This window comes from Streptomyces spiramyceticus (genome assembly GCF_028807635.1).
In the GTDB taxonomy this organism is placed as follows: Bacteria; Actinomycetota; Actinomycetes; order Streptomycetales; family Streptomycetaceae; genus Streptomyces; species Streptomyces spiramyceticus.
The window spans coordinates 2,604,962-2,624,818 of record NZ_JARBAX010000001.1; the positions used below are offsets into that span (position 1 = coordinate 2,604,962).

The 19,857-nt window shown below is 69.2% G+C and carries 18 protein-coding genes, 1 tRNA gene and 4 pseudogenes; 9 read left to right on the top strand and 14 right to left on the bottom strand.

Annotated features, from left to right (window positions below):
- Window positions 1–92 precede the first annotated feature (92 nt).
- Window positions 93–926 (top strand): DUF6227 family protein, encoded by an 834-nt coding sequence (locus tag PXH83_RS11635; RefSeq protein ID WP_274559549.1) that lies wholly within the window; start codon window positions 93–95, stop codon window positions 924–926.
- A 95-nt stretch (window positions 927–1,021) separates the two neighbouring features.
- On the opposite strand, the gene PXH83_RS11640 is transcribed toward PXH83_RS11635, so the two are convergent.
- The 4 genes and pseudogenes from PXH83_RS11640 to PXH83_RS11655 all read right to left on the bottom strand — a co-directional run bounded on the left by PXH83_RS11640 (window position 1,022) and on the right by PXH83_RS11655 (window position 4,500).
- Window positions 1,022–1,183 (bottom strand): hypothetical protein, encoded by a 162-nt coding sequence (locus PXH83_RS11640; RefSeq protein WP_274559551.1) that lies wholly within the window; start codon window positions 1,181–1,183, stop codon window positions 1,022–1,024.
- Window positions 1,184–1,286: 103 nt separating this feature from the next.
- A pseudogene (locus PXH83_RS11645) lies at window positions 1,287–2,028 on the bottom strand (1-phosphofructokinase family hexose kinase).
- Window positions 2,025–2,786 (bottom strand): DeoR/GlpR family DNA-binding transcription regulator, encoded by a 762-nt coding sequence (locus PXH83_RS11650; protein ID WP_274559553.1) that lies wholly within the window; start codon window positions 2,784–2,786, stop codon window positions 2,025–2,027. The pseudogene PXH83_RS11645 and the gene PXH83_RS11650 overlap by 4 nt, the downstream one beginning before the upstream one ends.
- Window positions 2,787–2,973: 187 nt before the next feature.
- Window positions 2,974–4,500 (bottom strand): MFS transporter, encoded by a 1,527-nt coding sequence (locus tag PXH83_RS11655; RefSeq protein WP_274559557.1) that lies wholly within the window; start codon window positions 4,498–4,500, stop codon window positions 2,974–2,976.
- 63 nt (window positions 4,501–4,563) lie between these two features.
- On the opposite strand from PXH83_RS11655, the gene PXH83_RS11660 reads away from it, so the two are divergent.
- Complete coding sequence (locus PXH83_RS11660) at window positions 4,564–5,568, top strand: helix-turn-helix transcriptional regulator (protein WP_274559559.1); 1,005 nt, start codon at window positions 4,564–4,566, stop codon at window positions 5,566–5,568.
- Between the two features lie 120 nt (window positions 5,569–5,688).
- On the opposite strand, the gene PXH83_RS11665 is transcribed toward PXH83_RS11660, so the two are convergent.
- Complete coding sequence (locus PXH83_RS11665) at window positions 5,689–6,687, bottom strand: sigma-70 family RNA polymerase sigma factor (protein WP_274559561.1); 999 nt, start codon at window positions 6,685–6,687, stop codon at window positions 5,689–5,691.
- Between the two features lie 163 nt (window positions 6,688–6,850).
- Here PXH83_RS11665 and PXH83_RS11670 point away from each other — a divergent pair.
- Window positions 6,851–7,366 (top strand): annotated as a pseudogene (locus tag PXH83_RS11670) (N-acetyltransferase family protein); the annotation flags it as partial.
- 124 nt (window positions 7,367–7,490) lie between these two features.
- On the opposite strand, the gene PXH83_RS11675 reads toward PXH83_RS11670, so the two are convergent.
- Window positions 7,491–8,252 carry a dioxygenase family protein gene (locus PXH83_RS11675; RefSeq protein WP_274562787.1) on the bottom strand — a complete coding sequence of 254 codons (762 nt, stop codon included), beginning with the start codon at window positions 8,250–8,252 and terminating at the stop codon, window positions 7,491–7,493.
- 107 nt (window positions 8,253–8,359) lie between these two features.
- On the opposite strand from PXH83_RS11675, the gene PXH83_RS11680 reads away from it, so the two are divergent.
- Complete coding sequence (locus PXH83_RS11680; RefSeq protein WP_274559563.1) at window positions 8,360–8,851, top strand: MarR family winged helix-turn-helix transcriptional regulator; 492 nt, start codon at window positions 8,360–8,362, stop codon at window positions 8,849–8,851.
- Between the two features lie 44 nt (window positions 8,852–8,895).
- Here the strand turns inward: PXH83_RS11680 and PXH83_RS11685 are convergent, their stop codons facing one another.
- Both PXH83_RS11685 and PXH83_RS11690 read right to left on the bottom strand, forming a co-directional pair.
- Window positions 8,896–10,437 (bottom strand): MFS transporter, encoded by a 1,542-nt coding sequence (locus PXH83_RS11685; RefSeq protein WP_274559565.1) that lies wholly within the window; start codon window positions 10,435–10,437, stop codon window positions 8,896–8,898.
- A gap of 124 nt (window positions 10,438–10,561) precedes the next feature.
- Entirely contained in the window at window positions 10,562–11,218 is a 657-nt protein-coding gene (locus PXH83_RS11690; RefSeq protein WP_274559567.1) for a TetR/AcrR family transcriptional regulator, read from the bottom strand.
- Between the two features lie 240 nt (window positions 11,219–11,458).
- Between PXH83_RS11690 and PXH83_RS11695 the strand changes: the two genes are divergently transcribed.
- Window positions 11,459–12,760 (top strand): M6 family metalloprotease domain-containing protein, encoded by a 1,302-nt coding sequence (locus tag PXH83_RS11695; protein ID WP_274559569.1) that lies wholly within the window; start codon window positions 11,459–11,461, stop codon window positions 12,758–12,760.
- Here PXH83_RS11695 and PXH83_RS11700 read toward each other — a convergent pair.
- On the bottom strand, window positions 12,747–14,549 hold the full coding sequence (locus PXH83_RS11700) for a class I adenylate-forming enzyme family protein (protein ID WP_274559572.1): 1,803 nt from the start codon (window positions 14,547–14,549) through the stop codon (window positions 12,747–12,749). The genes PXH83_RS11695 and PXH83_RS11700 overlap by 14 nt on opposite strands.
- Window positions 14,550–14,688: 139 nt before the next feature.
- On the opposite strand from PXH83_RS11700, the gene PXH83_RS11705 reads away from it, so the two are divergent.
- The 3 genes from PXH83_RS11705 to PXH83_RS11715 all read left to right on the top strand — a co-directional run bounded on the left by PXH83_RS11705 (window position 14,689) and on the right by PXH83_RS11715 (window position 15,897).
- Window positions 14,689–15,027, top strand: coding sequence for a metalloregulator ArsR/SmtB family transcription factor (locus PXH83_RS11705; RefSeq protein ID WP_274559574.1), 339 nt, complete (start codon window positions 14,689–14,691; stop codon window positions 15,025–15,027).
- Complete coding sequence (locus tag PXH83_RS11710) at window positions 15,024–15,758, top strand: DUF2071 domain-containing protein (RefSeq protein WP_274559576.1); 735 nt, start codon at window positions 15,024–15,026, stop codon at window positions 15,756–15,758. The genes PXH83_RS11705 and PXH83_RS11710 overlap by 4 nt, the downstream gene beginning before the upstream one ends.
- 66 nt (window positions 15,759–15,824) lie before the next feature.
- A tRNA-Arg gene (locus PXH83_RS11715) sits at window positions 15,825–15,897 on the top strand.
- Between the two features lie 376 nt (window positions 15,898–16,273).
- Here the strand turns inward: PXH83_RS11715 and PXH83_RS11720 are convergent.
- Window positions 16,274–16,402 (bottom strand): annotated as a pseudogene (locus PXH83_RS11720) (DNA-binding protein); the annotation flags it as partial.
- A 152-nt stretch (window positions 16,403–16,554) separates the two neighbouring features.
- On the opposite strand from PXH83_RS11720, the gene PXH83_RS32330 reads away from it, so the two are divergent.
- Window positions 16,555–16,641, top strand: a complete 87-nt coding sequence (locus PXH83_RS32330) for a hypothetical protein (RefSeq protein ID WP_338054731.1) — start codon at window positions 16,555–16,557, stop codon at window positions 16,639–16,641.
- 57 nt (window positions 16,642–16,698) lie between these two features.
- Here the strand turns inward: PXH83_RS32330 and PXH83_RS11730 are convergent.
- The 4 genes and pseudogenes from PXH83_RS11730 to PXH83_RS11745 all read right to left on the bottom strand — a co-directional run.
- Window positions 16,699–16,983 (bottom strand): annotated as a pseudogene (locus PXH83_RS11730) (IS256 family transposase); the annotation flags it as partial.
- A gap of 213 nt (window positions 16,984–17,196) precedes the next feature.
- A complete protein-coding gene (locus PXH83_RS11735; protein WP_274559578.1) occupies window positions 17,197–18,033 on the bottom strand; it encodes an FKBP-type peptidyl-prolyl cis-trans isomerase in 837 nt (278 codons plus the stop codon).
- A gap of 549 nt (window positions 18,034–18,582) precedes the next feature.
- On the bottom strand, window positions 18,583–19,215 hold the full coding sequence (locus PXH83_RS11740; protein ID WP_274559580.1) for a DUF3105 domain-containing protein: 633 nt from the start codon (window positions 19,213–19,215) through the stop codon (window positions 18,583–18,585).
- Window positions 19,216–19,632: 417 nt separating this feature from the next.
- Entirely contained in the window at window positions 19,633–19,773 is a 141-nt protein-coding gene (locus tag PXH83_RS11745; RefSeq protein ID WP_274559582.1) for a hypothetical protein, read from the bottom strand.
- Window positions 19,774–19,857: the final 84 nt, after the last annotated feature.

The following is a 19,857-nucleotide window of genomic DNA, read 5'->3' on the forward strand; positions in this document are numbered from 1 at the left end:
CTTCGTTTTCCTCAACCCCGGAGACGTTGTCAGACCCAGGGGCTACGTTGAGCACTCGGCAAGTAACAAGCGGCGACGGCCTGGAGACACCCTTGAGCGATCCGTACGAGACAACCGAGGAGCACCTCGAGCGACTCCTGGGGCGCGCACTCAACTCGTTCGACCTGCCCGACCCGATCGTCGAGCGGCTCGAATCGGCGTTGGCACACAGCACATCCCTGCACTCCTCGCACCACACCGCGGGACTGCACCGGGAGACGTTCAAACACGAGTTCCTGCTCTCCGACGCGGCCTCTCTCACGCTGTGGGAGCTGGCGCACAACGCGGGCCGCGACGGCACCACGCAGTACGAGGTCTATACGGAGGCGGCCGAGGTCCGGCTGGCCGCGTCCAGGCTGCCGCGCCCGAACGGGACGGAGGCGTACGGCTTCCCCGATCCGGCCGCCGGTTCCGGCTCGGCCGAAGGGCGTGACGCGGACGCCTTCAACGCGGGCTTCAACGCGGACGGCTTCGACGAGGACGCCCGTGACGCGGACCTCGACGCCGACCTCGAAATCCTTGCCACGCTGATGGCCAAGCGCCCGGCTGCCCCACGCATCTACGTCCCGGACAATTCCGCCGACCACGCGCGCCGGGTGCTCCGCCGCGCCGAGAACGCCGACAAGCCCGGTCAGGACACCGCACGCCGCCTGGCCGGTGCCCTCGCCCACCAGATCACCCAGGCCTTCGGCCGCCAGTGCAGTGTCGAGGGCCGGGACGCCGGCTTCACGCTGTACGAGCACGCGTTCCTGCTGCTCGACGGCAGCGAGGCCAGCCTCTGGGAGGTCGAGCACACGGCGACGCCCGACGGCCGGCACATGTGCGAGGTGTACGAGACGGAGCACACCGCGCGCGAAGCGATGGAGCACCGCGCGCGGGTGCGGTGACGTCGGCGTGGCGCAGGTGCGCGGAGAGCGTGACGTGGTGCGCGGAGTGCGTCGCGTGGATCAAGCGGATCACGCGGGTCGCGTGGGTCCGTGGATCAGGCTGCAACAGTGACCTTGGCTTGCGTGGACGGCTCCGGCTTCGCCGGTTCCGCCGTCCCGCGCATCCCCTTGAGGAGGATGACCAGGCCCGCGCTGACCGCCGTACCGGCCAGGACGGCGAGCAGGTAGAGGAACGGGTTGCCGATCAGCGGGACCACGACGGCTTCGCGATCGGCGGTCGCTCGGCGAGCGAACGCGCCGCCTCTTCCTTCGTCCGGGCGGCCAGGTCGAGATCGACCAGGTCCGCGGTGATCATCTGGCTCATCGCGGGCTCCTTACGCTCGCAAGGGGGAGATCCTGCTCCGCCAGTGGGCGGTCGAGTGGGATGTCCGCGGTCACCGTGACCGCGGAGAGGGCCACGTCGCCCGGCTTCGGCATCGCGCTGCCAGGCAGTTGTACCGCCGCCGCGCCGTGCGCGACCGCCGTTGCCAGTGCGTCCGGGCCTTCGCCGCCCGCCGCCAGGAAACCGGCGAGCGACGCGTCGCCCGCGCCGACGTTGCTGCGTACGGCGGCGACCTTCGCGGCGCCGTAGTACGTGCCCGAGTCGGCCACGAGGAGTTGCCCGTCGGCGCCCAGGCTGGCCAGTACCGTACGGGCGCCCGCGTCCCGGAGTTCCCGCGCCGGTCGAGCGGGTGCGTACGGTCTCCAGGATCGAGTCGGCCTCGGCGGTGGTGAGTTGGGGGCCCGGTGCGTTGATTTTCGTGAGGGTGCCGTCGGGTTCCACTACGGAGATGTTGGAGCGGGTGTCGCCCGCGACCGGCACCGGCGCGACCTCGATGCCCTCCGCGCCGAGGAGTTGGGCGACGAGCGCACCCGGCGCTCCGCCGAGCGGCATGACGGCTACGGTGCGGTGTCCGGCGGCGGCGACGGCGCGCGAGACGTTGACGCCCTTGCCGCCCGGGTCCATCCGGTCGGCGGTGGCGCGCAGGACTTCGCCGCGATCGAGAGCGGGGACCTCTTACGTACGGTCCAGGCTCGGGTTGGGCGTGACGGTGAGGATCATGCGCGTACGACCTCCGTTCCGGCGGCCTCGATGGCGGCGGCGTCCTCCGGGCTGAGGCCGGTGTCGGTGATGAGCAGGTCGACGTCGGTGAGGTCGCCGAAGCGGGCGAAGTGTTCCTGCCCGTATTTGGCGGAGTCGGCCAGCAGCACCACGCGGCGGGCGGCCGCGACGACGGCCCGCTTCACGGCGGCCTCGGCGAGGTCGGGGGTGGTGAGGCCGCTGTCGGGCGCGAAGCCGTTGGTGGCGATGAAGGCGACGTCGGCGCGGATCTCCCCGTACGCCCGCAACGCCCACGCATCGACGGCGGCCCGCGTACGGTGCCGGACGCGCCCGCCGACCAGGTGCAGGTCGATGCCGGGGTGGTCGGCCAGACGGGCGGCGACCGGCAGCGCGTGGGTGACGACGGTCAGGCCGGACTCCAGGGGCACATCGGCGGCCAGCCGTCCGATGGTCGACCCGGCGTCGAGAACGACGCTGCCCTGGGCAGGCAGTTCGGCGAGGGCCGCACGCGCGATGCGGTCCTTTTCGTCGGCGGCGGTGGACTCGCGCTCGGCGCGGTCGGGCTCGAAGTCGAGGCTGCCGGCCGGGATGGCGCCGCCGTGCACCCGGCGGACGAGCCCGGCGCGGTCCAGGGCCCTGAGATCGCGACGGACAGTCTCGGCGGTGACCTGGAAAGTCTGGGCAAGGGAGAGCACGTCCACCCGCCCGCTCTCGCGTGCGAGGCGGAGGATCTCCTGCTGACGCTCCGGTGCGTACATGTGGGTTTACATCCGTTCGATGCCCGAACCTGTGGTTTTTCGGGGAGCGTATGTCCCAAATTCCGGGTTGTAAACAGACTCGGGCATTGAGCGGGCGCGGGCGGGCCCAGGCGGGCACAAAAAGCCGACAGCGCCCGTGCCTGATGAAGGCAAACGGGCGCCGTCGGCGCGAGCGGTCAGGCACCGGTCACGGCGTGAGCACCGGCTCCTTGACCACCGGAGCGACGGCAGCGGGCTCGTCCGCGCCTTCCATCCCCACCCGCGGCCGGGCCGGCAGCGCGAACATCAGGCAGAAGATGACCACCAGCACGGCCGTCGCCCACCACAGCGCGTTCTGGAACGCGTCCACGAATGCGACGCCCACCGCCTCCGGCGCGAGCTTGTCGTCGATGACTCCGAAGAAGACGACCGAGACGAGGCCGAGCCCCAGCGCGTTGCCCATCTGCGTCATCGTGTTGATCAGGCCGGACGCCGAGCCGGAGTGCTCGCGCGGCACCTCGGACAGCACCGCGTCCGTCAGCGGCGCCACGATCAGGCCCATGCCGAGCCCCATCACCACGAGCGGCAGCGCCATCTGCCAGGAGTGGATGGCCGTGCCGTACCGGTCGGCCTCCCAGATGTAGAGCAGCAGACCGGCCGCCATCGTCAGCGCGCCCGCCTGGAGGACCTTCCGGCCGAAGCGCGGGACGAGCTTCTGTACGGAAAGACCTGCCGCCAGCGATACGGCGATGGAGAACGGGATGCCCGTCGTGCCCGCGCGCAGCGCACTCCAGCCGAGCCCGATCTGCATGTACAGCGTCCAGACCAGGAAGAAGATGCCGAGGGACACACCGAAGGTCAGCTGCACCGCGATACCGGCGGCGAAGCTCTTCACCTTGAACAGCGAGAGCTCGACGAGGGGCGAGCCGTCCTTGCGGGTCTTGTAGCGCTCGAATACGACGAAGAGTGCGAAGACGGCCAGGCTGCCGACCATGGAGAGGTGACCCCACAGCGGCCAGTCCAGCTCCTCGCCGCGCGTGAGCGGGTAGATCAGCATGAGCAGGCCGAGCGTCACGAGCAGGACGCCGATCAGGTCGAGGCGCAGCGCCTTCGGGGCCTTGGACTCGCTGATGAAGCGACTGCCGAGGATCAGGCCCGCGATGCCGACCGGCAGGTTGATGAGGAAGATGGGCCGCCATTCCAGGCCGAACAGGTTCCACTCGGTGAGCAGCGCGCCGAGCATGGGGCCCGACACCGCGCCGAGGCCGACGATCGCGCCGAAGAGGCCGAAGACCTTGCCGCGCTCGTGCGCGGGGAAGGTGGCGTGGACGATCGACAGGACCTGCGGGACCATCAGCGCCGCCATCGCGCCCTGGAGGATGCGGGAGGCGACGAGCATCTCCGGGTTCGCGGCGAATCCGCAGAGCGCGGAGGCCAGCGTGAAGCCGCCGATGCCGACGAGGAAGAGACGCTTGCGGCCGTAGATGTCACCGAGCCTGCCGCCCGTGATCAGCCCGGCGGCGAACGCCAGGGCGTACCCCGCGGTGATCCACTGGATCGAGCTGAAGGTGGCGCCCAGGTGCTCCTGAATGCTGGGGATGGCTATGTTGACGATCGTGACGTCGACCAGGTCCATGAAGGCCGCGGTCATCACGATGGCGAGCGCGAACCACCGGCGGCGGTCGGGCGCACCGGCCTCGTCGGTCTGCTCGGACGGCAGTGGTGTGGAAGTCATGGGAGCGACCGTAGGCGGTTTATAGGACAGATTTCGTCCTAATTAACGGGCATCCTGGAAAACATGACGACAGACACCCCGGCAAGGCTGCTGCAACTGCTGTCGCTCCTCCAGACGCCCCGCGAATGGCCGGGCAGTGAGCTCGCCGAGCGCCTGCGGGTCAGCCGCCGCACCGTACGGCGCGACATCGACCGGCTGCGCGAGCTCGGCTATCCGGTGCAGGCGACGCTGGGCGCGGACGGCGGCTACCGGCTCGTGGCAGGCAAGGCGATGCCGCCGCTGGTCCTCGACGACGAGGAAGCCGTGGCCATCGCCGTCGGGCTGCGGGCCGGCGCCGGGCACGCGGTCGAGGGCATCGAGGAGGCGTCCGTACGGGCGCTGGCGAAGCTGGAGCAGGTGCTGCCGTCCCGGCTGCGGCACCAGGTCTCCACCCTCCAGGCCGCCACCATCCCGCTGACCAGCGGCGACGGCGCGTCCATCGACCCGCATACGCTCACCGTGATGGCGGGCGCGGCCACCGGGCAAGAGCGGCTGCGCTTCGCCTACCGGGCGGGGGACGGCTCCGCGAGCAAGCGGCTCGTCGAGCCGCACCGCCTGGTGAGCACGGGCAGGCGCTGGTACTTGGTGGCGTACGACCTGGACCGGGACGCCTGGCGGACGTTCCGCGTGGACCGGGTCAGCGAGCCGTTCGCCACGGGGGCGCGCTTCACGCCGCGCGGGCTGCCGACCGGGAACGCCGCCGAATTCATCAAGCAGTCGCTGCAGAGGTTCCAGCCGGAGTACCGGGCCGTGGCGGAGTACCGCGTCGTGGCAGCCTTCGATGCTCCCGCCGCTTTTGTGGCGGCCCGGCTGCCGCGCTCGCTGGGTACTCCGGAGCCCGTCGACGAGAACAGCTGCCGTCTCGACGTCAGGTCCACCGACTCGGTGGAGTGGCTGGCTCTGCGACTCGCCCTGGTGGACTGCGAGTTCACGGTGTCGCAGCCGCAGGAGCTGGTCACGTACCTCGCTGAGCTGGGCGGCAGGATCGACCGGGCGGTCGCCCGGCCTGACGGCACGTCGGACCGCTGAGACGAGGACGTGCAGAAGCGGAACGGGTGCGGTTGTTGCGGGGAACCCCGGCGCCGGGGGGTGCGCCGGGGTTCATCCCTGGGAAGACACGTACCTCGATGCGGACCTTGGCGCCCCTGCTTACGCCGCCGCCTCGAAGCCCGTGTCGCGAGCCATGCGCTTCAGCTCCAGCAGCGCGTGCTTCTCGATCTGCCGGATCCGCTCGCGCGTCAGTCCGTGCTCCCTGCCCACTTCGGTCAGCGTCCGCTCACGGCCGTCCTCGATGCCGTACCGCATACGGATGATCGAGGCAGTGCGCTCGTCGAGCTGCCCTATGAGGCCTTCGAGTTCCTCGCTGCGGAGCAGCGAAAGCACCGACTGCTCGGGCGAAACCGCCGAAGTGTCCTCCAGCAGGTCGCCGAACTGCGTCTCGCCCGCGTCGTCGACCGGCATGTTGAGCGAGACCGGGTCGCGCGCCCAGTCGAGCACGTCGCTGACGCGCGCGGGCTTGGCATCCAGCTCGGCGGCGATCTCCGCGTGCTCGGGATCGCGCCCGTGCTCACGGTTGAACTCGCGCTGCACGCGCCGGATCCGGCCGAGCTCCTCCACAAGGTGGACGGGGAGCCGGATGGTGCGGGACTGGTCGGCTATGGACCGGGTGATGGCCTGCCGGATCCACCAGGTCGCGTACGTCGAGAACTTGAAGCCCTTGGCGTAGTCGAACTTCTCGACCGCCCTCACCAGGCCCGCGTTCCCCTCCTGGATCAGGTCGAGGAGGGGCAGGCCGCTGCGCGGATAACGGCGCGCGACGGCGACGACAAGACGGAGGTTGGACCGGATGAACAGGTCCTTGGCGCGCTCGCCCTCGGCGACCAGCGCTTCCAGTTCCTCGCGTGAAGCGCCGCCCGCCTCGCTCTCCACCTCTTTGTCGAGGATCTGCTGCGCGTAGACGCCTGCCTCGATGGTCTGCGAAAGGTGAACTTCCTTGGCGGCATCGAGCAGCGGCGTCCGTGCGATCTCGTCGAGGTACATGCCGACCAGGTCGCGGTCGGCGATCTCCCCGCCTGCGGCGCGAACGCTGCGTACCCCGCCGGACCCACGGGTGGGGGTCTGACTACGGGCGACGGCACGGGTTGCCATGCGTGCTCCCTTGCGTATGTAGGTCGCGATTGGGTGGCTGCCTGACGCCCTTCGGGTGCCCTGCCTCCGATGGAAACAACGACTGGAATCCGGACAGAATTCCCACGCCGTGCATTCATTTTCGTGATCTTGCAGTACCCTGTCCGCCGCCGAGGGGAGACGGATGCCGCACGAACACTCAGAGGTGCAGGTCAGGCCGGGCACGGAGGCCGACCTCAGCGCCCTCACGGACATCTACAACCACTACGTGCGCGAGACGGCGATCACCTTTGACACAGCCGCCTTCACGTCCGAGCAGCGGCGCCCGTGGCTGCACTCTCACCCTGAAGACGGCCCGCACCGCCTTCTGGTTGCTCGCGATGTCCGTTCCGCCCGGATTCTGGGTTACGCGACGAGCGGCCCCTTCCGTCCGAAGGCCGCGTACGCCACCTCCGTGGAGGTCAGCGTCTACTGCGCGCCCGACGCGGGAGGCCGCGGCATCGGCACGCTCCGCTACGAGGCCCTCTTCGAAGCCCTGGCGAAGGAAGACCTCCACCGCGCCTACGCCGGCGTCACCCAGCCCAACGAAGCGTCCGTCCGCCTCCATACCCGCTTCGGCTTCCGCCACACCGGCACGCACCACGAGGTGGGCCGGAAGTTCGGCCGCTACTGGGACGTGGCGTGGTACGAGAAGGACCTCGGCGTACGAGACGTGCCTCGGCCCCGGCAGCATCGAGCTCAGGAGCCGCTGACCCGAACCCAGAACCCTGAGCCACTAAAAAGAGCCCTGAGCCACTAAAAATCCTGAGCCCTTCAGCGGCGGCTCAGCCGAACTGCACGGACCGCTTCGCCAGCCCCATCCAGAAGCCGTCGATCACATGGCGCTGCGTCTCCAGCTCGCCCTCGGACGCCCCCAGCGTCACGAACAGCGGCGCGAAGTGCTCGGTGCGCGGGTGGGCGAGGCGGCCGGCCGGGGACTTGTGCTCGAAGTCCAGCAGCGCGTCCACGTCCGTCGCCGCCAGCGCCTCGCGCCCCCATGCGTCGAACTCCGCCGACCAGCCGGGCACTCCACCGCCCTGGTGGCGCAGTGCGGCCAGGTTGTGGGTGAAGAAGCCGCTGCCGACGACCAGTACGCCCTCGTCGCGCAGCGGCGCGAGCTTGCGCCCGATGTCCATCAGCTTCTGCGGGTCGAGGGTGGGCATGGAGATCTGGAGTACGGGGATGTCGGCCGCCGGGAACATCTCGACCAGCGGGACGTACGCCCCGTGGTCGAGCCCCCGGTCCGGGACGTCCTGTACGGGCACACCGGCGCCGCGCAGCAACTTCCGTAGGGATTCCGCCAGTTCGGGTGCACCGGGCGCGGTGTACGTCACCCGGTAGTAGTGCTCCGGGAAGCCCCAGAAGTCGTACACCAGCGGCACGGTCTCGGTCGCGCCGAGTGCGAGCGGGGCCTCCTCCCAGTGGGCGGAGACCATCAGGATCGCCCGGGGGCGCGGCAGCCCGGCCGACCAGGCGGCGAGCTGGCCGGGCCAGACCGGGTCGTCGGCCAGCGGTGGGGCGCCATGGCTCAGGTAGAGGGCGGGCATGCGCTCCACGACGACCACATCCTTCCTTGAAGATTCAAGTTGTTCCCTGCTCCAGACCCTAACTCCACTTAGTTCAAGTTTCAAGAATAGGGTCGTAGAGTGGATGTATGACGACGGCACCACGCTGGCTCAGCGACGAGGAACAGCGCACCTGGCGTGCATACCTCCAGGCCACCACACTCCTGGAGGACCACCTCGACCGCCAGTTGCAGCGTGACGCCGGGATGCCGCACGTCTACTACGGGCTGCTCGTGCAGCTCGCACAGGCGCCGGGCCGGCGGCTCCGGATGACCGAGCTCGCCATCACCGCGAAGATCACCCGCTCCCGGCTCTCGCACGCCGTCGCCCGCCTCGAACGCAACGGCTGGGTGCGCCGCGAGGACTGCGCGGACGACCGGCGCGGGCAGAACGCCGTACTCACGGACGAGGGCTTCGAGGTCCTGAAGCAGACGGCGCCGGGGCATGTCGAGACCGTCCGGCAGGCGATGTTCGACCGGCTGACCCCGGAACAGGTCGGGCAGCTCGGCGAGATCATGAGGGTCGTCGCCGACGGCCTCCAGCCGAAGACCACGGACGCAGACCTGCCCTGGCTCCGCTGAGGCAGAACCAGGGCAGGAAGTAAGGCGGGCGGGACCCAGAGGCCTCAGTGTGCGACGACGGGGATCTTCAGCTCGTCCTCCGCTGCGCCCTCACCGCCGCCCGACGCGACCGTCGTCGCGCTCGGACGACCCGTGTTGATCAGCGTCAGAGCGATCACCGCCGAGACGACCAGGATGCCGACCGCCCACCAGATGGCGCTCGCATAGCCGTGCACCATGGCCTGTGCCTGGAGCAGCTGCTCGTTGGTGGCACCGGCCGCGTGCGAGGCGACGTACGCCGTGGTGGCGCTCGCCGCGATGGTGTTCAGCAGCGCCGTACCGATGGCACCGCCCACCTGCTGCGACGTGTTGACCATGGCCGATGCCACGCCCGCGTCGCGTGGCTCGATGCCGTGCGTCGACAGGGACATGGCCGGCATGAAGGCCGTACCCATGCCGAGACCCAGCAGCAGCTGCGCGGGCAGGATCAGTCCGGCGTACGACGAACCAACTTCCAGCTGCGTCAGCAGCAGCATGCCGAGCGCCGCGACCAGGAAGCCGGGGCCCATCAGGAGGCGGGGCGGTACCCGCGTCATCAGGCGGGCGCCGATCTGGGTCGAGCCCGTGATCATGCCCGCGATCATCGGCAGGAAGGCGAAGCCGGTCTTGACCGGCGAGAAGCCCTTCACGATCTGGAGGTAGTACGTCAGGAAGAGGAAGAGCCCGAACATCGAGATGACGGCGAGGCCCAGCGACAGGTACACACCGCCGCGGTTGCGCTCGCTCAGGACGCGCAGCGGCAGCAGCGGGTGCTTGACCTTCGACTCGACGGCCACGAAGGCGACGAGCAGCACGGCCGAGGCCACGAACAGGCCGATCGTTGCACCGGACGCCCAGCCGTCCGACTCGGCGCGCGTGAAGCCGTAGACCAGCGCGACCAGGCCCAGGGTCGAGAGCACCACGCCGGGGATGTCGAGCGGCGAGCGGTTGCGGCCGCCGGCTGGCTCACGGATGACGAAGTACGCGCCGGCCGCGGCGACGACGGCGAAGGGGATGTTGACGAAGAACGTCCAGCGCCAGTTCAGGTACTCGGTGAGGAAGCCGCCCAGGATCAGGCCGACCGCGCCACCGCCGCCCGCGATCGCGCCGTAGATGCCGAAGGCCTTGGCCCGCTCCTTCACGTCGGTGAACATCACCGCGAGCAGCGAGAGCGCGGCCGGCGCGAGCAGCGCGCCGAAGGCGCCCTGGAGGGCGCGCGAGCCCAGCATCATGGCCTCGTTGGTGGCGGCGCCGCCGAGCGCGGAGGCCGCGGCGAAGCCGAGGAGGCCGACGACGAAGGTGCGCTTGCGGCCCCACAGGTCGGCGATGCGGCCGCCGAAGAGCAGCAGGCCGCCGAAGGCCAGGGCGTAGGCGGTGATGACCCATTGGCGGTTGGCGTCGGAGATGCCGAGGTCGTGCTGGGCCGACGGCAGGGCGATGTTCACGATCGTCGCGTCCAGCACCACCATCAGCTGGGCGAGCGCGATGAAGACCAGCGCTTTCCATCGGCTGGGATCCGGTGCCAGTCGGTCCGGTATGAGAGGAGTGGTGTCGGCTGTTTTTGGCATGGGTGTGGCCACCTAGGGGTGCGAAGAGGCGAAAACGGGCGTAACCGCGTGGTCAGGGGCGGGAGTCGAGGGAGCCGGAGGGATTCAGCAGGAATCAGCAGGGATCAGCAGGGATCAGCAGGAGTTACGACTCCCGGCGCAGGTCCTCCAAGGTCGCGGGAGAGCCAGGGAGAACGGAGCGCGCCGGCGCCTCCAGGCCATCGAGGAAAAGCTGCAGGTGCCGGTGCACGAACTGATCGAAGTTCAGGCACGCGCTGCCCGGCAGTGGTCGGGTGAGCTGGGAGAGGGCGACCATCAGGTCGCCGACAGCCACGTCGTCACGGAGCCGTCCCGCCTGCCGCGCACGCCCCATGAGGCCTTCCACGGCCTGTTCGAGGCGGTCGCGCTCGGCGAGCAGCTCCGGGTGGTCCTTGTCGAAGCCTTCCGAGAGCATCGGGCACAGCGCCCCGATCCGTTCGTCGGCGGCCGCGTGGACGAAGCGGCGCAGCGCGTCGAACGGGTCGGCCTCCTCGGTGGCCGCGGTCTGCGCCTGGTCCGTGGTGCGGGACATGACGGAGACGACCACGTGGTGGATCAGTTCGGCCCGGTCCGGGAAGTGCCGGTAGAGCGTCGCGTTGCCGACGCCCGCACGGCGGGCGATCTCGTCGAGCGGCACGTCGGGCCCGAACTCGACGAACATCTCGCGCGCGGCCGTGACGATCCGCTCCCGGTTGCGCAGAGCATCGGCCCGCGGGCGCGGGGCGCGGCGCTGTGCGGTCCGGTTGCAGGTGTCGGTGGTCACGGCGCTCCCTCTCTTTCGTAACCGGGGATGCAGTCCCCGGTTCGTTCGGACACAGGCGTAAACGGGGAGCTCGTCCCCGGTTATTTCCGCAAGTACCACATGTGACCCGGATCACAACCTGGGCGGGCAGAAACCGCACGATCGGCCCACCCAGCGGGCGCCCGCGCATCCCCCGACACAGGGTGTTCGAACGAGGGCAGTCAGGGACGGCCAGGCTGCCGCGGACCCCGAAGGCGTTCTATGCAGCAGACCCGCCCCCGGATACGCAGACCCCGCCGCGTCATAGGCGCCGCCTTCCTCACCGGCCTGGCCCTGACGTCCGTGACCTCGGCCGATTCCCCGACGCTCGACGGAACCAGGGCATCGGCCGGCCCGTCGGCCCTCGCCGAGCGGGCGTCGGCCCTGGCCAGCGAGGCCGCGGTGGGGCCCTGCCGACTCGCGGGCACGCTGGGCGTACAGATGTCGGAAGGCATCCCTACACCGCCGGGGTTCTCGCGTTCCACGGGCGACATCCGCGCACTCACCCTCATGATCGACTTCCCGGACGCGGAGGGCGAGGGCCCGGCGCTGGACCGGTTCAGGGAGTTCTTCCCGCAGACGCCGAAGTGGTTCGAGACGAGCTCGTACGGCCGCCTGCGCTACCGGCCCGCCGTGCCGTTCACCGACTGGCTGCGCATGCCGCTGCCGTTCGAGGCGTACGGGATCGAGCGCGGTTCACCGTACGAGCCGGGCTACCGCAGTCTCGTCGCGGACATCATCAGCGCGGCCGACGCCCGGGTGGACTTCGCGGCGTACGACCTGGTCAACATCCTCGTCACGCCCAATGCCGGGCCTTCGGCGCTGGACACCGTCCTGTCCGTCACCTTCTCCGGCAACGACGACGCGCCGCCGGCCGACGGCGTCCCGCTCTCCAACACGTCGTTCGTCTACAGCCGTCAGGACGACGGATCGGGTTCGTACGGCGAGACGGGCTTCCGGGTGCTGCCGCACGAGAACGGCCACGTCTTCGGCCTGCCGGACCTCTACACGGCGGACGGCGGCGGGTCGGTCGGGCACTGGGACATCATGTCCGAGGACTGGGGGGCCAACAACGATCTGCTGGGCTGGCACAAGTGGAAGCTCGGCTGGCTGGACACCACCCAGGTCCGCTGCGCGTCCGAGCCGGGCACCACCGAACACGTCCTGGCGCCGCTCGCATCGCCGGGCGGCGACCCGAAGCTGGCGTTCATACCGCTCACGGCGAAGACGGGTTACGCGGTGGAGGTGCGCACGCAGGCCGGCAACGACGAGGCGGTCTGCAAGCCCGGCGTACTGATCTACCGGGTCGATGCGGACGTCGACACCGGGCAGGGCCCCATCACTGTCGCGGACAGCGAAGGGGACAGCGGCGGGTGCACACAGCGGCCCAATGTCCACGCGGAACTGTCGGACGCGCCGTTCGACGAGGGCCAGACGTTCAAGGACCGGCAGTACGGGGTCCGCATATCGGTGATGGAGAAGGACGCGGGAGGCAATTACCGGGTCCGCATCACGCGCCAGTGACGACTTGCCCGCCCAGGGACTCCCGCAGCTCCCTCAGGGACTCCCGCAGCTCCCTCTTGAGCACCTTCCCGGTGGCATTGCGCGGCAGGGGATCGTCCCGTACGAGCACATGGGCGGGCACCTTGAACGCGGCGAGCCGCTTCCCGACGTACGCCCGAAGCTCCTCCACGCCGGCCACAGCGCCCGCCCTCAACTGCACGACGGCGGCGACTTCCTCGCCGAGGAGGGGATGCGGAACGCCGAGCACGGCGGCGTCGAGCACGGCGGGATGGCTGTGCAGCACGTTCTCCACCTCGACGCAGTAGACGTTCTCGCCGCCCCGGACGACCATGTCCTTGATGCGGTCGACGACTGTGACGCGCCCGTTGTGGACGGTCGCGAGGTCCCCGGTCCTGAACCACCCGTCGGCGGTGAAGGCTTCGGCGGTCGCCATCTCGTCCCGCCAGTACCCGCGCACGAGGGACTGCCCGCGCAGCCACAGTTCGCCGACCTCGCCGTCGGCCGCGTCGTCACCGTCGGCCGCGTCGTCACCGTCGGCCGCGTCGTCACCGTCGGCCGCGTCGTCACCGTCGGCCGCGTCGTCACCGTCGGCCGCGTCGTCACCGTCGGCCGCGTCCTCACCGCCGCAGGACCGTGCGATCCGTATCTCGGTCACCGGAGTGGGAAACCCGGCGCTGTGCGGGTCCGCGCGGTACGCCGCGCCGAAGTTGGCCAGCACTCCGCCGCTGGTCTCGGTCAGCCCGTAGCCGTTGCGCGGCTCGATGCGCTCGCCGTACGCGGCGGTGAGCCGTGCGACGAGGCCGGGCGGGGCGGCGGCTCCGCCGGTGTTGAGCATGGTAAGCGTCTCCAGCCGGTCGCCCGCGGCCTCCGCCGCGTCCAGCAACTGGAGGGCGGTGGTGGGGACTCCGCCGTAGTGGGTGACGCGGTGCTCGCGGATCAGCTCCAGCGCGCGCCGGGCGTCCCACTTGCGCATCATCACGAGGGCGCCGCCGGCCGACATGACGGCGTAGAAGGAGGTGAAGGCGGCGACGTGGAAGAAGGGGAAGGTGGTCAGCGACACGGGCGCGGGCCCCTGCCCCGGAATGACCCCTCGCCCGAGGGCGGAGGCGGCGGCGTAGAACCTCGGGTTCATCGCGGCCCCGGCCTGGGCGAGATGCGTGGCGACGGCGCCCTTGGGCCGCCCGGTGGTGCCGGACGTATAGATGATGGTGGCGTCGTCCTCGGGCCGTACGTCGACGTCGGGGGGCCCGAGGGCGGGGTCGGCGGCGGGCAGGTCGTCGTACGACTCGAACCCGTCCTCGGCCGCCCCGTGAAAGACGATCCCGGGCACGCCTTCCCGCCCGGCCCATCCCCGTACTCGCGCGACCCGCTCGCCGTCCACGAGGAGGACGCCGGGACGGCAGTCGTCGAGGGCGTACGTGAACTCGTCCTCGGTCCACCATGCGTTGAGGGGCACGGCGACGAGCCCCGCCAACTGGGCGGCCCAGAAGGCGATATGCCACTCGGGGTGATTGCGCATGGCGACGACGGCGCGATCGCCGGGCCGCAGCCGGTAAGTCCCCTTCTCGTCGACGAGCCGACGGGCGAGAGCGCAGGCGGCGGCGAAGAACTCGCCGTAGGTGTAGCTGCGGCTGTCGGCGACGAGGAAGGGCCGCTCGCCGTAGGCCCAGGTGACCTCGACGAACTCGCGCAGCGTCCGTGGCCCGGCGGCGTACACACCGTCCTCGACGGCGAAGGGCGCACCGGGCGCGGTCAGCCGGTCCACGGCACGGCTCTCGGCGTGCGGCACGGCAACCCCTCCCCAGGCACTCGCCCTCGCTGAAACGCAGGTAAGCGCTCGCTCAATCCGCGGCGACGGTATGCGCACGCCGGGACCTCGTCAAGGGCGACCCAATTAGCCATTTAGCTAATGTGCTAAACATGACCCCATGGGAGTGAACAATGAGGACGAGGCGGGTGTCTTCCGGGCACTCGCGGACCCGACGAGGCGCCAGATCCTCGAAGACCTCAGGGGCGGCGAGCTGGCGGCCGGTGAGATCGCGAGCAGGTTCGCGATCAGCGCGCCGTCGATCTCGCGCCACCTGGGCGTCCTGAAGGGCGCGGGCCTGGTCACCGAGCGGCGCGACGGCAACCGCATCCTCTACACGCTGGCGGAAGACCGGCTGGCGACGAGTGTCGGACGGTTCCTCAGCGCCGTCTGCCCCGAGCAGATCGTGCTGCGCCACACGAAATGGCGGTCCGCCGCCGAGGAAGGCAGGACACCATGAGGCAGCCCCGGACCCAGATGTCCAGCGTTGTAGAACGCCGACTCCTGGTGAACTACCGAATCGACCCGGCCACGGCAACAGCCCTCCTCCCCGCGCCACTCCGCCCCCAACTGGTCCGGGGTTACGCCGTAGCCGGCATGTGCCTGCTGCGCCTGGGCGACCTCCGCCCCACCTGGGCACCGACGGACCGCGGTCTGCGCAGCGAGAACGCCGCACACCGCATCGCGGTCGAATGGGACGGCCCCGGCGGCACGGTCGAAACGGGCGTCTACATCCTGCGCCGCGACACGGCCTCCCGGATCAGCGCCTGGGCGGGCGGCCGCATCTTCCCCGGCGAACACGGCCGCGCCGACTTCGAGGTGCACGAATCCCCGGACGAAGTGCGCGTCGCCTTCACCACCCGGGACGGGTCCGCAAAGGCGGACGTAACGGCCAAGGTCACGGACGACCTGAAGGGAAGCAAGCTCTTCGACACCCTGGAAGAGGCATCAGCCTTCTTCCGTACGGGCTCGAAAGGCTTCTCCCCGACCAGCACGGGCACCCACCTGGACGGCATGGAACTGCACACCAACGCCTGGCACGTAGAACCAGGCCACGCGCACTCCGCCAAGTCCTCCTACTTCGACGACCCGAACCTCTTCCCCCCGGGAACCGCGACCCTGGACTGCACCCTGGTGATGCGCAACGTCCCGGCCCGCTGGGCTCCGCTCCCGGCGATGGCGGTCGCCTGACAACTGGGGCGATCTACGGATCACGCATCCGCTACCCTGTCAGGGGTCAGTCGGGCGCAAGCTCCGGCCTCCGTAGCTCAGGGGATAGAGCACCGCTCTCCTAAAGCGGGTGTCGCAGGTTCGAATCCTGCCGGGGGCACAACAAAACCGCAGGTCAGCGCGGTGAAGGTCCTCCAGGGAACGGCGCTGGAGGGCCTTCAGGCGCGCAATGGGAACATCCTGGGAACATTAAACTACGTATTAGTCACCATTCGGACAGTCTTCGGCAACTGACAGCCAATCCCCTCCGCCAGACGCGCATCAATGACGGCGAAGCCGGAGGCATTGAGCCTCGTGATCTCGCGATGGAGGAGCGGTTTCTCTCCTGACCTCTCGACTGACGCTCGCGGCATGATCACGCCGTCATTCCACGCCGCAAGCCCATCCTCGACGGGAACCAACAGGGACGCTGCTGGATCCACGACGGAAGTCGATTGAGGGCCGCTTCGGGACAAGGACCAATGAGTGCGGGTGAGTCAGACATCCTTGATCTTGACCTGGTCGCCGCACAGTCGGGACCAGTCATCGCGGTCGGAGGTCAGGACGAGTACCGGAGCGGGCGAGCGAAGCGCCATCGCAGCGACGAGGGCGTCGATGGCGTAGCGGCGCCACAGCGCGGCCGGCGGGAAACCGCCCCTCGAGTTCGAACGGATCATCCAGGGAGCGCGAGCCCGGACCGGTCAGGAAGGCCGAGCCGCATAACCAACCTCTTTACGCAACCAGGGGATTGACAGACGTCGAGGCACTGAGTGAGACAGTGTCCAAGACCCCGTACACGCTGATGAGTCCCTACCCTGGGCAGTCCTCCCCCATCACGCTGACCGCTTGGGTCGCACCAGATTGACGTGAACAACGCGTCGGATCCGAAGGTGACGGAGTTTCTCGACAGGTACGTACAGGGCGGCAGCACTTCGCTGATCTTCGGGGACTTGCGGCACCATGGCGGCAGGATCGCTGAGGAGAACCGCTTGCGTTCGCCCGTGGCCTCGTCGAGGGTTGGTGTAGCCGTTGCGCACCACCAGGCGACGGCCGGGTTCGTCGCGCTCATCAGTCAACTCGGCTACATAGGCGTTGACTTCGCCTCCAGCGCGGCGGCCAGCATCCGCCTCGCGCCCTCCCGGACGATCTCGTCGATCAAGGACGAGCCGTTGGTGGTGGTGCCGTCGTCGTTCACTACGCTGAGCACGAATGTGCCTTCCCGGCCGGTGCTGCGAACACCGGTCTTGCTCGGTGACCTATCGATCAAGCACCCGGGAAGGTACGTCGTCCCGGGCCCGGTCCACAGATCTTCAGCATTGCTCGCCGGTAGGGCCCGGGCTTGTCCTGCCACACGCGCCTGGCCTGCCCCACGCTCTCTACTCGTAGAAGTGATGTCCGAAGGCGGGCCCATCCTCGACCCCTATGCAGCCGTCAGGAGCTCGATGATGTAGACGAGCGTGGACTTGGCCGGGATGTGCTTCTGGGCCTGGGCGCCGTATGCCTGGCCCGGAGGGATGACGACCAGCATCCTGCTGCCCACCTTGGCTCCTATGAGGGCCTCGTCCAGTCCTTGGATGAGGTTGCCGCGGCCGATGACTACAGGTGTAGGCCCCTGGGGCCAGGAGGAGTCGAAGAGCGTGGCCTCCTCCTTGCCACGGTTGGCGCCCCACACCGCAGCGGCGTGCCGGAACACCACCGTCTGGCCGGCCTTGACTGTGGGACCGGAGCCGTCGATCAAAGCCCTGGAGACGAGGCGCTTGGGCGGTGCGGTGTCGGGCACGGTGATCGCGACGGCCGAGGGGTCGGCGCTCACTTGAGGCAGCGCCTCAGGCACGGCCTGCTGCCGCCCAGCGACGGTGGACTTCGCGTCGATGACCTTCGTGATGTCGACGGCGAAGACGACGGTGTCCGTGCCCGAGACGCCGATCGCGGCATTGCCGGTGCTGCCGTAGGCGGCAGCGGGTGGGGCAACCACGAGAACTCGGCTGCCGGCCCGCTGACCTTCAACTGCCCGGGCCAGGGCGGGAATGACTGTGCCCTGGCCGACGGCGAAGACCTTGGGGGCGCTGTTCTTGCCATAGGTGCTGGGCAGAGCTGTGCCGCGCTTCCACGTCTTGGCGGTGTAGTGGACGATCACGATGTCGTGCTTACGGGCTTCTTGGCCCCGGCCCTGAATGGCAGTGGTGACGACGAACTTCCCGCTGGGCTTGGCCTTGGGGATCTTGATGGTGGCCTTCCGCCCGAACTTCCCTGACACGGTAGGCAGCATGCTGTCCTTCGCCACCGTGGCTGGCACGGCCTGCCGGGATACCGACACGGTGGGCACGGGCAGTGGCCGGTGACCGCGGTCGGGGCGGGTTGATGAGGGGTCCGCGGTGCTGCATCCCGCCAGCAGTAGAGCGGACGCAATGAGCACGGCTGAAACATGGCGCATGAGAGTTCTGCTCCTGGGAGAGATGGTTGCCGCCCACCGGGGCATGTGACTGGGCTACTTGATTGGGGGCCCGGCAGCGGGCGAGGTGGTGCGTGTCGGTCCGGCAGGTTGAGTGAAGGCCCCACGCCGCGGGGCCTCGCTTCGCCGCCTGGCGGAGCGTGTGACGCGGATCCCTCACCCCGGGCATGGGTCGTGACTAACTCACCGATAAAGATCCGCTCGCGCCGCGGGCCTTGAGGATGTGCGCCGGCGTCTCGCCCGGGGCTGTCCGATCCGAGCCTGCCGTCGCAGTCACGAGAGCGGCGACCGCCAGGGACACGGCGAGGAAGGCTGTGACCCCGCCGATCCACCACCTGCGGCGTTGGATCACGGTCATCCCATGCTTCCGCTAGTGCAGGAAGCGCCCGGCTCCGGAGTCTGCTTTCCCTGTACGTACTTCGTGAAGAACTGCGCCACCCGCGGGTCCGATGCCTTTGCCACCGTCAACTGGTGGCCCCAGGCGGTCAACGTGATGGGCGAGGACTGTTCGTTGTAGGGGCTCATGAGCGTGTACGGGGTCTTGGACACCCGATCGGCCAGCGCCTTGACGTCGGATTTGGTGGCTTCGTCGTTGTAGGTGATCCAGACGGCTCCGTGCTCCAGCGAGTGCACGGCGTTCTCCTCCCGTATCTCCTTGGTGTAGATCTCGCCGTTGCAGTTCGCCCAGACCGGGTGGTGGTCGCCGCCAGCAGCCGGCTTCGTCGGGTAGTCGACGTTCTTGGTGACGTGGTCACGGCTCAGCTTGCCCCAGGTCTGCTCGCCCACGACCGTATGGGTCTGGGTCTTCTGCGCCTCCTCCCCGGTCGTGGATAGGTAGTAGCCGCCGGCGGCCAGCCCTGCGAGGCCGATCACGGAAGCGGTGATCCCAATGATCCTGTTGCGGCGTCCGCGCGCCTTGTCCGCGCGGCGCATCTCTTCTATCCGGGTGCGGCGCGCGGCTTTCTTGTCTTGCGATTCGAAACCCATGGGATGTCCTTGTCCCCCGTTGTGTTCCGGGATACGGCGGTACTGCGTTGCGGTCGAACGTCTGGGAGCTCGGCCCTCGTCGGGCGCGGAGCTGTGCCTCCGTGGCTTGGAGGGCTCTACGGGACGAACTACTGCCACGCGCTCATGAGGATCAGGCTGTGAGAGTGCTGACGGGCGTACTGCTTGCCGGCTGTCTGAAACGGATGCAACGTCAAGGCCATCCGTTCCCTCTGGCGCCGCACGGGCCGAGTTCTTGGCCGAAGGTGCCCGGTGGCTACTGTCCGCCGGGCACCTGGTGCGCGCTGCGGCGCACGTCCCGCGAGAGGGACGGCCGCAAGCTCACCCGCTGCCCGCGCATCGTGCTCGTCCAGCGCCGGGCACTGAGAATCGCAGTGCCCGGCGCTTTCCTCATCAACGTCAGCGTGGCAGGTTCAGCCGCTTCCTGCGACGTCGCTCACCCAGCGCAGTGAGTGTGGTGAGGGCCGAAAACGCTCCGAAGGAGATCAGGACGTCGCTGAATGCGTGATAGCCCAGAAGGATCACGAAGATCAGCGTCACGATCGTTCCTGCGGCCAGCCCTACGAATATGGGGTGGCGCGCAGACCAGCGGTTCACTGCTTCACGACGCGAGGAGATTCTCAT

Bases quoted from the DNA above. Each gene is read 5' to 3' on its own strand.
- PXH83_RS11740 (WP_274559580.1), bottom strand. From the start codon at position 19,215: ATGGGTTTCGAATCGCAAGACAAGAAAGCCGCGCGCCGCACCCGGATA.
- PXH83_RS11665 (WP_274559561.1), bottom strand. From the start codon at position 6,687: ATGGCAACCCGTGCCGTCGCCCGTAGTCAGACCCCCACCCGTGGGTCC.
- PXH83_RS11710 (WP_274559576.1), top strand. From the start codon at position 15,024: ATGAGGCAGCCCCGGACCCAGATGTCCAGCGTTGTAGAACGCCGACTC.
- PXH83_RS11695 (WP_274559569.1), top strand. From the start codon at position 11,459: ATGCAGCAGACCCGCCCCCGGATACGCAGACCCCGCCGCGTCATAGGC.
- PXH83_RS11705 (WP_274559574.1), top strand. From the start codon at position 14,689: ATGGGAGTGAACAATGAGGACGAGGCGGGTGTCTTCCGGGCACTCGCG.
- PXH83_RS11675 (WP_274562787.1), bottom strand. From the start codon at position 8,252: ATGCCCGCCCTCTACCTGAGCCATGGCGCCCCACCGCTGGCCGACGAC.
- PXH83_RS11680 (WP_274559563.1), top strand. From the start codon at position 8,360: ATGACGACGGCACCACGCTGGCTCAGCGACGAGGAACAGCGCACCTGG.
- PXH83_RS11650 (WP_274559553.1), bottom strand. From the start codon at position 2,786: ATGTACGCACCGGAGCGTCAGCAGGAGATCCTCCGCCTCGCACGCGAG.
- PXH83_RS11660 (WP_274559559.1), top strand. From the start codon at position 4,564: ATGACGACAGACACCCCGGCAAGGCTGCTGCAACTGCTGTCGCTCCTC.
- PXH83_RS11655 (WP_274559557.1), bottom strand. From the start codon at position 4,500: ATGACTTCCACACCACTGCCGTCCGAGCAGACCGACGAGGCCGGTGCG.
- PXH83_RS11685 (WP_274559565.1), bottom strand. From the start codon at position 10,437: ATGCCAAAAACAGCCGACACCACTCCTCTCATACCGGACCGACTGGCA.